This is a genomic window from Rhodococcus sp. NPDC060176, assembly GCF_042728675.1.
Lineage (GTDB): Bacteria > Actinomycetota > Actinomycetes > Mycobacteriales > Mycobacteriaceae > Rhodococcus_F.
In genome coordinates, this window is the sequence record NZ_JBHWYS010000005.1 from 47453 (window position 1) to 61704 (window position 14252).

At 63.8% G+C, this 14252-nt stretch carries 13 protein-coding genes and 1 riboswitch; of the genes, 8 read left to right on the forward strand and 5 right to left on the reverse strand.

The genetic code is table 11. The annotated features are described in order from the left end of the window. The first annotated feature begins 27 nt into the window (after positions 1 to 27). Both pta and ACFWEM_RS22695 read left to right on the forward strand, forming a co-directional pair. Positions 28 to 2106, forward strand: coding sequence for a phosphate acetyltransferase (gene pta / locus ACFWEM_RS22690; RefSeq protein ID WP_378537301.1), 2079 nt, complete (start codon positions 28 to 30; stop codon positions 2104 to 2106). Between the two features lie 2 nt (positions 2107 to 2108). Then, complete coding sequence (locus tag ACFWEM_RS22695) at positions 2109 to 3308, forward strand: acetate kinase (RefSeq protein WP_378537304.1); 1200 nt, start codon at positions 2109 to 2111, stop codon at positions 3306 to 3308. An 83-nt stretch (positions 3309 to 3391) separates the two neighbouring features. On the opposite strand, the gene ACFWEM_RS22700 is transcribed toward ACFWEM_RS22695, so the two are convergent. The 3 genes from ACFWEM_RS22700 to ACFWEM_RS22710 are packed head-to-tail and all read right to left on the reverse strand — an operon-like array spanning position 3392 to position 8089. After that, positions 3392 to 5719 carry a tetratricopeptide repeat protein gene (locus ACFWEM_RS22700; protein WP_378537307.1) on the reverse strand — a complete coding sequence of 776 codons (2328 nt, stop codon included), beginning with the start codon at positions 5717 to 5719 and terminating at the stop codon, positions 3392 to 3394. A 7-nt stretch (positions 5720 to 5726) separates the two neighbouring features. Then, complete coding sequence (locus ACFWEM_RS22705) at positions 5727 to 6713, reverse strand: glutamate ABC transporter substrate-binding protein (protein ID WP_003944406.1); 987 nt, start codon at positions 6711 to 6713, stop codon at positions 5727 to 5729. Positions 6714 to 6727: 14 nt separating this feature from the next. Next, complete coding sequence (locus tag ACFWEM_RS22710; RefSeq protein ID WP_378537312.1) at positions 6728 to 8089, reverse strand: hypothetical protein; 1362 nt, start codon at positions 8087 to 8089, stop codon at positions 6728 to 6730. A 161-nt stretch (positions 8090 to 8250) separates the two neighbouring features. On the opposite strand from ACFWEM_RS22710, the gene ACFWEM_RS22715 reads away from it, so the two are divergent. Beyond that, on the forward strand, positions 8251 to 8862 hold the full coding sequence (locus ACFWEM_RS22715) for an NUDIX domain-containing protein (RefSeq protein WP_378537315.1): 612 nt from the start codon (positions 8251 to 8253) through the stop codon (positions 8860 to 8862). A gap of 93 nt (positions 8863 to 8955) precedes the next feature. Here the strand turns inward: ACFWEM_RS22715 and ACFWEM_RS22720 are convergent, their stop codons facing one another. Beyond that, positions 8956 to 9087, reverse strand: a complete 132-nt coding sequence (locus tag ACFWEM_RS22720) for a hypothetical protein (RefSeq protein ID WP_003944354.1) — start codon at positions 9085 to 9087, stop codon at positions 8956 to 8958. 249 nt (positions 9088 to 9336) lie between these two features. Next, positions 9337 to 10032 carry a thiamine phosphate synthase gene (thiE, locus tag ACFWEM_RS22725; protein WP_230816258.1) on the reverse strand — a complete coding sequence of 232 codons (696 nt, stop codon included), beginning with the start codon at positions 10030 to 10032 and terminating at the stop codon, positions 9337 to 9339. Positions 10033 to 10058: 26 nt separating this feature from the next. Continuing rightward, a riboswitch (TPP riboswitch) is annotated at positions 10059 to 10205 on the forward strand. Here thiE and thiO point away from each other — a divergent pair. From thiO to ACFWEM_RS22750, 5 genes are all read left to right on the forward strand, one after another. Beyond that, on the forward strand, positions 10205 to 11284 hold the full coding sequence (gene thiO / locus ACFWEM_RS22730) for a glycine oxidase ThiO (protein WP_378537319.1): 1080 nt from the start codon (positions 10205 to 10207) through the stop codon (positions 11282 to 11284). (Overlaps the previous riboswitch by 1 nt.) Next, on the forward strand, positions 11281 to 11496 hold the full coding sequence (thiS, locus tag ACFWEM_RS22735; protein ID WP_003944402.1) for a sulfur carrier protein ThiS: 216 nt from the start codon (positions 11281 to 11283) through the stop codon (positions 11494 to 11496). Before thiO ends, thiS begins: the two co-directional genes overlap by 4 nt. Beyond that, positions 11489 to 12241 carry a thiazole synthase gene (locus ACFWEM_RS22740; protein WP_007726857.1) on the forward strand — a complete coding sequence of 251 codons (753 nt, stop codon included), beginning with the start codon at positions 11489 to 11491 and terminating at the stop codon, positions 12239 to 12241. Before thiS ends, ACFWEM_RS22740 begins: the two co-directional genes overlap by 8 nt. A gap of 129 nt (positions 12242 to 12370) precedes the next feature. Beyond that, positions 12371 to 13360 carry an ABC transporter ATP-binding protein gene (locus tag ACFWEM_RS22745; protein WP_378537322.1) on the forward strand — a complete coding sequence of 330 codons (990 nt, stop codon included), beginning with the start codon at positions 12371 to 12373 and terminating at the stop codon, positions 13358 to 13360. Further along, positions 13360 to 14130, forward strand: a complete 771-nt coding sequence (locus ACFWEM_RS22750; protein ID WP_378537325.1) for an ABC transporter permease — start codon at positions 13360 to 13362, stop codon at positions 14128 to 14130. Before ACFWEM_RS22745 ends, ACFWEM_RS22750 begins: the two co-directional genes overlap by 1 nt. Positions 14131 to 14252: the final 122 nt, after the last annotated feature.

Consider the following 14252-nt stretch of genomic DNA (forward strand, 5'->3'; position numbering starts at 1 on the left):
GCGGAGGCCCACACTAGGCTGTTGGGCATGCCAGAAGCGCCCGCTGCCGTGTCGAGTGTCTACGTCGCCTCTCCTGAAGGTGACACCGGAAAATCCACCATCGCGCTCGGCGTGCTGCAGATGCTGTGCGCGACCGTCGCCCGGGTCGGTGTCTTCCGCCCGATCGCCCGCTCGACCGAGGAAACCGACTACATCCTCGAACTCCTGCTCGAGCACACCACCGCCGATCTCTCCTACGCCGACGCACTCGGCGTCACCTACGAGCAGGTTCACGCCGATCCTGAAGCCGCACTGGCCGACATCGTCGCGAAGTACCACACCGTGGCCGAGCAGTGCGACGCCGTCGTGATCATCGGAAGTGACTACACCGACGTCGCCAGCCCCAGCGAACTGAGCTTCAATGCCCGCATCGCCGTGAACCTGGGGGCGCCGGTCCTGCTCGCGGTACGCGGCGCTCGGCGCAGCGTCGAGGAGGTCGCCCAGCTCGCGCACCTGTGCGCTGCCGAGTTGGCCGCCAACCACGCTCATCTGCTCGCCGTCGTCGCCAACCGTTGCGATCCCGACAAGCTCGACGAGGTGACCGCAGCGCTGTCCGACATCGGTGTTCCGACGTGGAGCCTGCCGGAGATTCCGCTACTCGTCTCACCCACGATGGCCGAGTTGATGGAGGCCACCGGCGGCGAGTTGTATTCGGGTGACCCGGAACTGCTGCACCGCGAGGCACTGAAGGTGATGGTGGGCGGCATGACCGCCGAGCACATCCTCGAGCGTCTCGTCGAGGGCATGGTCGTGATCGCACCGGGCGACCGCTCGGACGTCCTGCTCGCGTTGCTCAATGCTCATGAGGCGGAGGGATTTCCGTCGCTCGCGGGCATCATCATGAACGGCGGGATCACACCGCACCCGGCCATCGCGGCGTTGATGGCCGGCCTCAAACAGCGCCTTCCGATCCTCACCACAACTCTCGGTACTTTCGACACCGCAAGCGCCGCGGCCCAAACCCGCGGACGCGTGGCAGTCGGTTCGCAGCGAAAGGTCGACACCGCCCTGAGCTTGATGGAACAGCGCGTCGACGCAGACGTCCTGATGGACCGACTGGCACTGCCGATCCCGTCCGTTGTGACCCCACAGATGTTCGAGTACAAGCTGATCGACCGCGCTCGACGCGACCGCAAGCACATCGTCCTGCCGGAAGGTGACGACGACCGGATCCTGCGCGCTGCCGGTCGACTACTGCAACGTCAGGTTGCCGACCTGACGATCCTCGGTGACGAACCGAGTGTGCGTCGACGCGCGGCGGAACTCGGCGTGGACATCAGTGGCGCACAGGTACTCTCACCGGCGCAGTCCGAGTACACCGAGCGCTTCGCACAGGAATACACCGCGCTGCGTGCACACAAGGGCATGACCATCGAGCGAGCCCGCGAGGTGATCGCCGACATCTCGTACTTCGGAACGATGATGGTGCACTTGGGTATTGCCGACGGCATGGTCTCCGGCGCCGCCCACACCACCGCACACACGATCCGGCCCTCCTTCGAGATCATCAAGACCGCCCCCGGCGTCTCGACGGTCTCGAGCATCTTTCTGATGTGCCTGGCCGACCGCGTTCTCTCCTACGGCGACTGCGCCGTGGTTCCAGATCCGACGTCGGAGCAGTTGGCGGACATCGCGATCTCGTCGGCGCAGACGGCGTCGCAGTTCGGGATCGATCCGCGTATCGCGATGCTCTCGTACTCCACCGGCGATTCGGGTAGCGGAGCCGACGTCGACAAGGTTCGTAGCGCGACCGCGCTGGTACGCGAGCGTCGCCCGGATCTGTTGGTGGAAGGGCCCATTCAGTACGACGCCGCTGTCGAGCAGAGTGTGGCCGACAAGAAGATGCCGGATTCGTTGGTGGCGGGCAAAGCCACGGTGTTCGTGTTCCCGGATCTGAACACCGGCAACAACACGTACAAAGCAGTGCAGCGTAGCGCCGGCGCAATCGCCGTCGGCCCGGTTCTGCAGGGACTGAACAAGCCGGTCAACGACCTCTCGCGTGGTGCGTTGGTCCAGGATATCGTCAACACCGTGGCTATCACGGCAATTCAGGCACAGGGAGCGTAAGAGTGAGCGACGGCACCGTACTGGTCATCAATTCCGGCTCGTCATCCATCAAATTTCAACTCGTGCATCCGGATACGGCGGAATCGGTGGCGCACGGTCTCATCGAACGCATCGGCGAACCCGACGGACACATCGTCTACAACCACCGCACCGGAGTCGAAGACCGGAGCCTTCCGATCGCCGATCACCGCGCGGGCCTGAAGATGGTGCTCGACATCGTCGCCGAGGTCGGGCGGCCGCTGAGCGAGGCCGGAATCATCGCAGTCGGTCACCGAGTCGTGCACGGTGGTGACATCTTCTATTCGCCGACGCTCATCGACGACGGCGTCGTGAAAGCCATCGCGGATCTGTCGAACCTTGCGCCGCTGCACAATCCGGCCAACGTGATCGGTATCGAGGTGGCACGCGAAGAACTGCCCGACGTTCCGCACGTAGCCGTCTTCGACACCGCGTTCTTCCATACGCTGCCCGCGGCAGCATCGACCTACGCGATCGATCGGGACGTGGCCAAGGCCAACCAGATTCGCCGGTACGGCTTCCACGGGACCTCCCACGAATACGTGTCGGGCCGCGTCGCGGACTTCCTCGGCAAGGATCCGGCCGAACTGAATCAGATAGTTCTGCACCTCGGAAACGGCGCTTCGGCCTCGGCGATCAAGGGCGGCAAGGCGATCGACACCACGATGGGCCTCACCCCGCTCGAGGGTCTTGTCATGGGTACGCGCAGCGGCGACATCGATCCAGGCATCATCTTGCACCTCAACCGCAACTCGGGAATGAAGGTCGACGAGATCGACGACCTCCTCAACCGTCGTTCCGGTTTGAAGGGACTCTCCGGAGTCAACGATTTCCGCGCTCTGCTCGCACTGATCGAGGGCGGCGACGAAGACGCAAAACTCGCGTATGACGTCTACGTGCATATGCTGCGTAAGTACATCGGTGCCTTCATCGTTCAACTCGGCGGCGTCGACGTCATCACCTTCACCGGCGGCGTCGGGGAGAACAACATCGACGTGCGACGCGACAGCCTGGCCGGGCTTTCCCGTCTCGGTATCGAGGTTGATCCGGCTCTCAACGAGGCGAAGAGTCGCGACGAGCGTCGTATCTCCGCATCCTCGTCGGCCGTCGAGGTACTCGTGGTCCCCACGAACGAGGAATTGGCGATCGCCCGTGCGGCAGAGGCTTTGGTGGCCGCGCTGTAGTTCCGGCAACACTGTAGTTCCGGCAACACTGTAGTTCCGGCGACACTGTAGTTCCGGCAACACTGTAGTTCTCGGGGCGTCCGTCAGAAATTGCTGCGGGGACGCACCGCATTCGCCCGGTCGACGAGGGCGTAGCGGTGCGTACGGGAAGTCGTGGCGCGGGCAAGGGCGCGTAGGCAGGCCTCGGCTCCCGAACGCAGACCCTGCTCGGTGAAGGGCAGGTCGAGGATGGGTTCGAGTTCGGTGTGCGAGCGATTGCCGTAGCGAATCCAATCGAGTGCCGTGCCCAACACCAGGGTTCGCATCTGCAGGCTTCGGCTCTCTTCAGCAGGTAGCGCCCGAACACGACGGGCGGCTTCCCGCAGAGTCGATTCGTCGAGTTCGGCGATCGGAACGCCGGACAGCATCGTCAGAGCGCTGGACATCCGTGCGACGTTGTAGTGCCGGGAAGACGTGGGTACTTCGTCGAGGGCGGCGATGGCTGCCTTCTTGTTGCCGTGATCGGCGAGTTGTCGGGCGAGCCCGAATGCTGCGCTCACGTAGTTTCGTTCGGTCCGCCAGACGGTGCGGTAGTACTTCTCGGAGAAGCGGCACCATTGGTCCGGGTCGTCGCTCTCCCAGTGCTGGAGAATCAGTTCTGCCGTCGCTGCCAACGCCAGCTTTGGTGCAGCCTCGCCGGGCAGTGCGGTGAGAACTGCCTCGAAGTGACTGAAAGCGGGCTCGAATCGGTCCAGTTGTAACGCCGCAAGTCCTCGATACCACTCGATCTTCCAGTGGTCCCCGATGTTCTGCTGGAGTTCGCCCAGAACTGTCAGTGCGGTTTCCGGATCACCGAGATCGAGATGAGCCTTGGCCTCGGCCAGTCGAACTTCGCCCGAGACGGCGGCCGCGGGTGTGCCCGACGTTCGGTCGATTCCGTTCTCGCGGGCATGCTTGAGAGCATCGAGAGTCTGAGACGGTTCGCTGTGCACCGCCGCTGCCAGCAACGGCGCGCTGGGATCGGTGGGGTCGACCAACGGAATGGGAAGTGCGTGCGCAACTTCGCGCGGATCGAGAGCGGCGTCGTGGCTGACACCGTCCACGTACACATCGGTTTGCCCGACCAATTCATCGGTGCCGAAAGACGTTCGCTGCCTGCTGAACACGAGCGAGAGTCCGGGATTCTCCTGCCCGGTCTGCTCGGCGAGGATTTCTCGCAGAACGCCGGTGAGTTGTCCCGCGATTTCCTCGGCGGACTGAAATCGCTTCTTCGGATCCGGGTCGGTGGCGCGTAGCAGTAGACGGTGGAAGAACTCGTGGTCGCGCAGTAGTGGCTCGTCCTCGGGTTCGGGAAGGCCGTCGAGGTACCGTCCGTGCTTCGAAGGCATGTCGAGGGTGAGAACCGCGAGTGTTCTTCCGACGGTGAAGATGTCGGAGGCGATGGTCGGACCGGTCTCGATGATCTCGGGTGCTTGATAGCCGGCGGTACCGTACAGGTACCCGTAGTCTTCGATTCCGGACACGGCGCCGAGATCGATCAGCTTCAACTGATCCTCGGTGACCATCACGTTCTCGGGTTTGAGGTCGTTGTAGGCCAGGCCGGTGGAATGCAGATAGCTCAGCGCCGGAAGGATTTCCAGTACATAGCCGATTGCCTGCTCGATCGGCATGTGCTTGCCGTCCGGGAATTCGGCCAGCACCTCGCGCAATGATCGCCCACCCACGTACTCCATGACGATGTACCCCATGGGTGTGCCGTCCGGGCGCGGATGCTCGACGAAGTTGAAGATCTTGACGATGCTGGGGTTGGCGACCTCGGCGAGGAACTGACGCTCGGCCACCGCAACGGCTTGCGCTTCGGAATCACCGAAATGCAAGAGCCCCTTGAGAACTACCCACCTGTCGCTGACATTGCGATCGATCGCGAGGTAGATCCATCCCAGGCCGCCGTGCGCGATGGGCCCTTGAACCTCGTACTGACCGGACACCAATTCGCCCTCTTCGAGAAGTGGGCGGAAGTCGAAAGTGGAACCGCACTTGGGGCAGGTGCCGTGCTGAGTTGCCTTGGTGCTTGCGCTCTTACGACCGACTGGTTCGTTGCATTTCCAACAGAAGCGTTTCCGCTCGGGGACGGTCGGGTCACTCATCACCGCAGATGCGGGGTCGATCTGCGGGACGGGGGGAACCTCGACCAGGCCGCCGCCGAGGCGCAGCTTTCGCCCCGACCGGCTGCGGCGGGATCGAGTGGAGCGGCCGGTCGGGGAGGAGGACGCGGACGGCGTGGTTGCTCGTATCTGGGCCGAGGTCGGTTCGAGACGCTCGTAGGCGCCCGTGGCTTCGGGCTCGGGCCGCTCGTAGGCGCCGGTGGCTTCGGGTTCGGGACGCATGGAAGCCTGCGTGGCGTCGGGCTCGGGGCCGGTTTCTTCGGTCATGTCAGCCTCAATCCCGGTAGACGGCCGGCGGGGGACCGGGCGAAGGACCGAGGACGCTGAGCCAGCGGTCGTAGATACGGTTCCAGGTCCCGTCGCTCCGGATCCGATCCAGTGTTCCGTTGACGAATCGGACCAAGTCGGGGTTGTCCTTGTTCACTCCGATTCCGTACGGTTCGACGCCCAGTGAGCCACCGACCATCATCAGATACGGGTCTTGCGAGGCGAGGCCCGCGAGGATCGTGTCGTCGGTGCTGATCGCGTCCACCTGCCCCTGCTGGAGGACGACGAGGCAGTCGGACCACATCGGGACGGTGACGACGGTGGCTTCGGGTTGGAGTTGCTGGATTCGAGTGGCCGAGGTCGTTCCCCGGGCAGCGCAGACCCGCTTGCCTGCGAGGTCGTCGATGCCGCGGACGGATGACCCCTGCAAGACCTGAATTCGTTGTTCAGCGGAGAAGTACTGCGTCGAGAAGTCGACCTTCTCGCGCCGCTCGCACGTGATGGTCATGGTCTTGACGACCACGTCGACCATCGATTCCTGGAGTGCGGCGATCCGATCGTCCGACGTCAGGATTCGGTACTCGATCTTCTCCGGGTCACCGAGCAGATCTCGGGCGATTTCGCGGGCGATGTCCACGTCGAAACCCTCGAGGCGTCCGGTGGCCGGATCGCGAAAGCTCATGAGGTTGGAACCGGTGTCCAGGCCCACGATCAGCCGCCCGCGGGCGCGGATGGCGTCGAGGCTCGGCGTGGGTGGCTGCGGAGATGCGTCTGCGGGGGTGGGCCGCAGGCTCGCGGTGAGGTTGGTGCACGACGCGGTAGTCGTCGGTGTCGGGCTGGGAGCGATGGTGGCCTCGGCCGGCAGCGGCGGTTCCGTGTACGACGTGGCGCCTGCGTTGTCCAAGTCTTCGGCTCGATCCGCACCGCAACCGGCGAGCACCAGCATGGCCGCTGCCAGAACCGCGACACATACGGCCGGGCTCTTCCTCCGCATCACCGGTACTCCCGTCACTGATACTCCCGCAGTCGAGGCCAGAATCCGATGAAGATTCCGGCAACTCCGAGAACTGCCAATACAGACATGCCCGGTGCAGAGGCAGCCAACACCCGGGAGGCGTACGAGACGTCGGACCGAAGATTCGTGCGCGAATCCACGATTCCCTGCCAGAGTTCGTGATCGAGCTTTCCGTACTCCGCGGCCGAATCCTGTTCTCCGGCGCCGATGGTGATGGCTGCGGCGGACGTGAAGTCGCCGTTTCCGAGACGGTCGTACATGCGCGTGTGCGCAGCCACCCACTGCTGGCGCGAGTCGAGTGCGGCGGTCAGCACTTCGCTGTTCACTCGGGCGCGTTCGTCGCTTTGCAGGCCCTCGAGGATGTCCCGCAGAGCATCGACCTTGCGGGTGAACGTCACGTTGTCCTCGGCGGTCGAATCCCGCCTCGCCAGCGTGAGGGTTTCCACGGTGCGTGCTTGCTGCGCCATGATTCGTGCCTCGGTCAGTTCGTGCAGTGGCTCGGCCCCGGCGTCGAGCGCGCGCCCGGTGGCCAGTGCGGAGACCAGTCCGACCGTGAGCAGCCACAGCAGAGCTGCAGCGACCGCGAGCGAGGCAAGGATCAACCCGAGATTGAAGCGTCGGCGACTCTTGCGGGAGAAGTACATCTGTGTCGCCACCAGCGCGCACAGCACGAAGACGAACGCCACGATCGGCCACCACGGTGGAGTCTCGAAATCGCGCTGTACTTGGGAGACCAGCGTCTCCTGCGAGGCGTGCAGTTGCTGGGCCATCGGCAGCAGCGAGGTCTGCATCAACTGCGAGGCCTCGCTCAAATATGCTGCCCCGACCGGGTTTCCGACGCGATTGTTCGCCCGTGCAGTTTCGACCAGGCCGGTGTAGACGGAGAGGTCGGTCGAGATGGTGGTCAACGCGCTGTGACCGGCAAGATCGGTCGAGTCGAGACCGGCCGACGCCTGGACGATCTCCGCAGAGGCCTCACCGATCGACTGCGTGTATCGGTCGCGGACTTCGGCGGGTTCGAGGCCGCCGGAGATGAAGGCGGTGGCCGCGGCGGCGTCTGCCAAGGACAACGCACTGTAGAGATTCTGGGCCGAGTTGGCGAGAGGCTCGGTTTCGACGAGGAGGAGGTCGAGGTTCGCCTGGCGGTTCTCGATCGCTGCGGTGGCGAGGAGTCCGGCGATCAAAGTGATCGCGATCAGGATCAGTCCGACGACGGTCAACCGGCCAGGCGTCGAGGACATGAAGGCCTGCAGTTCGCGCCGCAGAAGTGCCTGCTCGTCCTCCGCCGACACTGTCGTGGCCTCGGAGGGCGGCAGCGACCGGGGTTCGATGGACGGGACGACACGGTCGACCATCGAGCACCTCACTTCGCTGCTGTACGCGGGCTACCGAGAAATGATGTCGCCGAGAAATGATTCAGGGCATCTTCGCGAGCATATAAGCATCACCTACACCTGGAGCAGATTGAAACGGTTAGTGTGGGACAACGGCGAGAGCAGGCGGAGCGAGGTAGTCGATGCGTGGTGACGGTGACGGTTGGTCCATCGGGTCGGACGGTACGCGGCATTGGGGTAAACACGGTGCCGCCGGGCTGCTCTTGCGCGCCCCCGATTCGGACGGATCGCCCATGGTCCTGCTGCAGCATCGTGCGGCGTGGAGCCATCAGGGCGGAACGTGGGCACTGCCCGGCGGAGCGCGGGACTCACACGAGAGCACGACGCACGCCGCGGTCCGGGAGGCTCACGAAGAAGCAGGTATCGCCGAGGACGCCGTCCGCGTTCGCGGAGAGGTAGTCACCATGCGCGCCGAGAGCGGGTGGACTTACACCACCGTCGTAGCTGACGCGGCGCATCCTCTCTCGACGGTTGCCAACGGTGAGAGCACCGAGTTGCGGTGGGTCCGTGAAGCCGACGTCGACTCGCTGCCACTGCATCCGGGATTCGGTTCCTCGTGGCCCGAACTCCGGACTGCGCCGGTTGTGTCGGTGGACGCCGATCCGCACACCGTCGTGCTCGAGGACGGCGGATTCGGATGGTTGTCGGGTAGTTCCCCCGAAGACAGCGCCCACGAAGACAGCGACCAGAACCTGTCCGAGGCGAGCAGGACGGCGAGCAGTACCCAGTCGTAACAACTCGAGTATTGACAGTTCGTACACAGCAGAAGGGCCGGACTCCTCGGGAGTCCGGCCCTTCTGTGTTTCGGTCGTCGACCGAAACGAGGCTCAGCTGAGCGAGTTCAGCGCCGTGATGAAGCTGACCGCGGTGATACCGAGCTTGAGCAGCTCGCTGATCTTGCCGAGATTCAGGTCTTCGAGCGATTCGGTGCTGAGCGAGCCGGTGTCGAGGGATCCCATTTAGTGCTCCTAGGTTTCAGTTAGTAACTGGGAGTAAACTACAACAAACCGAATGGGATGCGACACGCAATCGAACTAACTGTGATGAAGATCACTTAATCCGACTTTTCGGACATCCAATCGCACCTAGGAACTGGGGATTTGTTGTCTAATTGGACAACTTCCATTCACGTTTCGCGTCAGGCGTGCTGACCCGTAACTGTGTGGGAACGGCCCGGCTAACAGTCGACGGTCGCCAGTTACCGGTTTTCAGCGCCCGGCGACGGCCGCGGCAAGGCGTTGCGCGGCGGCCTGGGGATCCGATGCTTGCGTGATTGCACGCACGACGACGATGCGAGTGGCACCGGCATCGAGAAGCTCTGGCAGGCGTTCCTCGTCGATGCCGCCGATCGCGAACCAGGGCCGCGGCGGTGCGGCGTCGGCAGTCGATCGAACAAGTTCCAGGCCGGAAGCACTTCGATTCGGTTTGGTCGGTGTCGCCCAGACCGGCCCGGTGCAGAAGTAGTCGACGCCCTCTTCGATGGCGGCCAGACTCGCCTGTGCGCGACTGCTCGTCGAACGGCCGATGACGACGTCTTCGCCGACGACAGTTCGCGCGTAGGGGACGGGGATGTCGTTCTGGCCGAGGTGGAGGATGTCGGCACCGGAAGCCATTGCGAGATCCGCGCGGTCGTTGACGGCCAACAATGCGCCGTGACGCCGCGCTGCAGTTGCGAGAATGCCCAGCGCTACCAGTTCGTCTTTGGCCTCGAGCGGGCCGAACTCGCGCTCACCGGCAGAGCCCTTGTCGCGCAATTGGATGATGTCGACTCCGCCGGACAATGCCGCCTCGGCGAACTGCGCGAGGTCGCCTTTCTCGCGGCGCGCGTCGGTGCACAGGTACAGCCGTGCTGCTGCCAGGCGCTCGCGCCGGTCGATGACGTTACTGGGATGTGTGGGGTGCACGGAGCAAACGGTAGCCTCTAGGGAGCAAGGTTCGACACGGGAGTCCTGAAACGTCGTCGTCACTTTTTGTCGTGACTGCGAGGTTCGTAGGGCTGAGAGGGGATCGCGACCAGATCCCGACCGTCAGACCTGACCCGGATCATGCCGGCGCAGGAAGTGGAGGTGGAGTTTCGTGAATACACACGCTCGTACGGTGTCGGTGGTCGGCGGCGGTGTCATCGGTCTCGCCATAGCGTGGCGCGCAGCCCGCGACGGTTGGACTGTTCGGTTGTACGACCCGTCCATCGGATCAGGGGCTTCGTGGGTGGCGGGCGGAATGCTTGCCCCACTGTCCGAAGGCTGGCCGGGCGAGGAAACAGCGTTGACCGTCGGCGCGGCCTCCCTGGAGCGGTGGCCGACGTTCGGTGAAGAGCTCGGAAAATTCGGTCCCTCGGTCTTCACTGCGGACAGCTCGCTGACGGTCGCTCTCGATGCTGCCGACGCGCAGGACCTGCAGACCATCGCCGAATGGGTGAGCTCGCAGGGCCATGAACTCGAAATCCTCGGTCGCGCCCGCATCCGTGAACTCGAACCGATGCTCGGCCGCGGCATCCGGTCGGGACTCATGGCTGTCGGTGAGTCCGCCGTCGACAACAGACTTCTGCTGGAGGCCTTGCAGAAGGCTTGTGCGGAATCCGGCGTCGAATTGATCGCGCGTGCCGTCGACGACCTTGCCGAACTCGATACCGATCAGATAGTGCTCACCGCCGGTATCGCGTCACCCAAGCTGTGGCCCGGACTGCCGGTGCGACCGGTCAAGGGTGAGATCCTTCGCCTGCGTAGCAGGCCGGGAGTCACCCCGGCGCCCAGTCGCACAATCCGCGGAAGCGTCCATGGGCGACCCGCGTATCTCGTCCCGCGCGGCGACGGAATCGTCGTCGGCGCAACACAATACGAGTCCGGCGAGGACACGCAGGTCACGATGGCCGGAGTGCGGGACCTGATCAACGACGCCGAGGCACTGATGCCCGCGATCGGCGAATACGAACTCTACGAATGCGCGGCAGGCCTGCGTCCGATGACGCCGGACAACCTGCCGTTGATCGGGCGCGTGTCCGATCGTGTTGTCGTCTCCACCGGGCACGGCCGCAACGGGGTCCTGCTGACGCCCGTCACCGCCGATGCGACGGTCGCGTTGCTGAACGGCACATCTTTGGTCGAGGTAAAAGGAACCGAACCCGAGCGGTTCGCAGTAGCTAAGGAAAATTCATGAGCGAGCAGGTCCCGATCGGGATCACCGTCAACGGCGAAGATCTCGAGTTCGATCGAGCAGTCACGGTGACCGAACTTCTGACGCATCTCGAGTTGCCCAGCAAGGGCATCGCCGTCGCCGTCGACGGTGCACTGTTTCCGCGCGGGCGTTGGGACGAATCCGTCGGACGTGGTTGGGAAATCGAGATCCTCACGGCGGTGCAGGGTGGCTGAGCAGGATCTTCTCACCATTGCGGGCCGTAGTTTCGGTTCCCGGCTCATCACCGGCACAGGTGGCGCCGCCAACCTCGCGGTGCTCGAAGAAGCTCTGGTGGCCTCGGGCACCGAACTGACCACCGTCGCGATGCGGCGAGTCGACGCGGCCGGCGGCACCGGGGTACTGGACCTGCTCCGCCGCCTCGGAATCGAACCGCTCCCGAACACCGCCGGTTGTCGCGGCGCCGCCGAAGCAGTGCTGACGGCGCAGCTGGCACGGGAAGCGCTCGAGACGAACTGGGTGAAACTCGAAGTCATCGCCGACGAGCGGACCCTGCTGCCCGATGCGATCGAACTGGTCTCCGCCGCAGAACAATTGGTGGACGACGGCTTCACCGTCCTGCCGTACACCACGGACGATCCGGTTCTGGCGCTTCGCCTCGAGGAGGTCGGCTGCGCGGCAGTCATGCCGCTCGGTTCACCCATCGGGACAGGGCTGGGTATCGCGAATCCGCACAACATCGAGATGATCGTCGAGCGCGCCGGTGTGCCCGTCATCCTCGACGCCGGAATCGGAACGGCCAGCGACGCCACCCTTGCCATGGAGTTGGGCTGCGACGCAGTCCTACTTGCGACAGCAGTGACGCGGGCCAAGAATCCCGCACTGATGGCGTCGGCGATGCGGCACGCAGTGGTAGCCGGTTTCGAGGCGCGTCACGCCGGCCGGATTCCCAAGCGGTTCTGGGCTCAAGCATCGTCCTGACGGACCATTTCCGGGTGTTTTCTCAGGGTTATGCCCGGATTGCCCGGCTTCGTGTCCTACCTGAGTACCACTCGGAACTAGACCTGTGGCCGATGTGCTGGTCATTGCCGGTAGGGCAAAGTTCTCCTCATGATTGAACTGAGGGGATTGACCAAGGTTTACGGACCGACGAAAGCGGTGGACGATTTGTCGTTCACGGTCAAGCCGGGCATCGTGACGGGCTTTCTGGGCCCGAACGGTGCGGGTAAGTCGACGACGATGCGGATGATCCTGGGTTTGGATCAGCCGACGTCGGGTGCGGCGTTGATCGACGGCAAGCCGTACCGGGAGCTCAAGACGCCGTTGCGGACGGTGGGCGCGTTGTTGGATGCGAAGTGGGTGCACCCCAATCGCAGTGCGCGGGCGCATCTGCAGTGGATGGCTGCCTCGAACGGGATCCCGAAGTCCCGCGTCGACGAGGTGCTCGGGTTGGTCGGGTTGTCCGAGGTGGCGGGCAAGAAGGCCGGCGGGTTCTCGCTCGGCATGTCGCAGCGTCTCGGGTTGGCCGGTGCGTTGTTGGGGGATCCGAAGGTGCTGTTGTTCGACGAGCCGGTCAACGGTCTCGATCCGGAAGGCATCGTCTGGATTCGTAAGTTCATGCAGCGGTTGGCGGCCGAGGGCCGCACGGTGCTCGTGTCGAGTCACCTCCTGTCGGAGATGGCGCTCACGGCGGAGCAGTTGGTGGTGATCGGTCGGGGTCGGTTGATTTCGGATTCGACTGTGGCGGAGTTCGTGGATCGTTCGTCGGAGTCGACGGTGCGGGTGCGCAGCCCACAGCTCGATGCGTTGCGCAGTGTGTTGCTTTCGCAGGGGTTGACGGTGCGTGAAGACGGTTCCGGTGTTGCGCCGGCATTGGTGGTGGTGGATTCGACTACCGATGTGATCGGTGGTTTGGCTGGTTCGCAGGGAATCGTGTTGTACGAGTTGGCGTCTCAGCAGGGGTCGCTCGAGGATGCGTTCATGAAGTTGACCGGAGACGATGTCCAGTACCACGCGTCCGGTATCGATCCGGGTGCTGGAGCCCACCAAGCAAATGCACACCAGGCAAACACACAGCAGGCTATGGGAGGTGCACTGTAATGGCTGTTCTCAGTGCTGAACGTATCAAGATCACCACGACCAAGTCGCCGCTGTGGTGCTCGGTCATCATCGTCGTGCTCGCTCTCGGCTTCGCGGCCATCATGGGCGCCGTTGCCAAGTCGGCTCTGACGTCTTCGGACGTCCAGGGAGCACCTGACCTCGACACCGCCGTCGCCACGGCCGGCATCTCGGGTTTCGGAATCATGGTTCTCATGATCATGGCGGCCCTCGCGGTCACCAGTGAGTACCGCTTCGGGACCATCCGCACCACCTTCCAGGCAGTTCCCAACCGCGCCTCGGTTCTGATCGCCAAGGCCGGTTTGATCGGTGCCTTCGGTGCTGTACTGACATTCGTTCTCGCTTTTGGTGCGTACGCCATGGCCAAGGCCATCGCCGGTACCGAGGCGAGTGCCGGGTTGACGTTGTCGAGCGGCAGTGACTGGCGCGCGATCTACGGCATCCCCGTTTACGCGTTCCTGTGCGTGATTCTTGCTGTCGGCGTCGGATCGATCATTCGCCAGTCGGCCGGCGCAATTGCGTTGCTGCTGCTCTGGCCGCTGCTCATCGAGAGCCTGTTCGGACTGTTCGGCAGTTTTGGTGAGAAGATCACCCCGTTCCTGCCGTTCGCGAATGCCAACCACTTCCTCAGTGCGAGCAGCGGTGGCGTCGACTTCCACTGGGGACCCTGGGGAAGCCTGATCTACTTCGCGGCCTTCGTTCTGGTGATTTTCGGAGCAAGTATCGTCATCGTGAATCGTCGCGACGCCTGATCTTGTCGCTCACTCGGTAGGTGTTGTCGGGAGACCTACCGAGAACCAGGAGTGACAGCAGAGTAGGGACCCAGTACGAAAAACCATTCGTACTGGGTCCCTTTCCTGTGCTTCGGCCGATA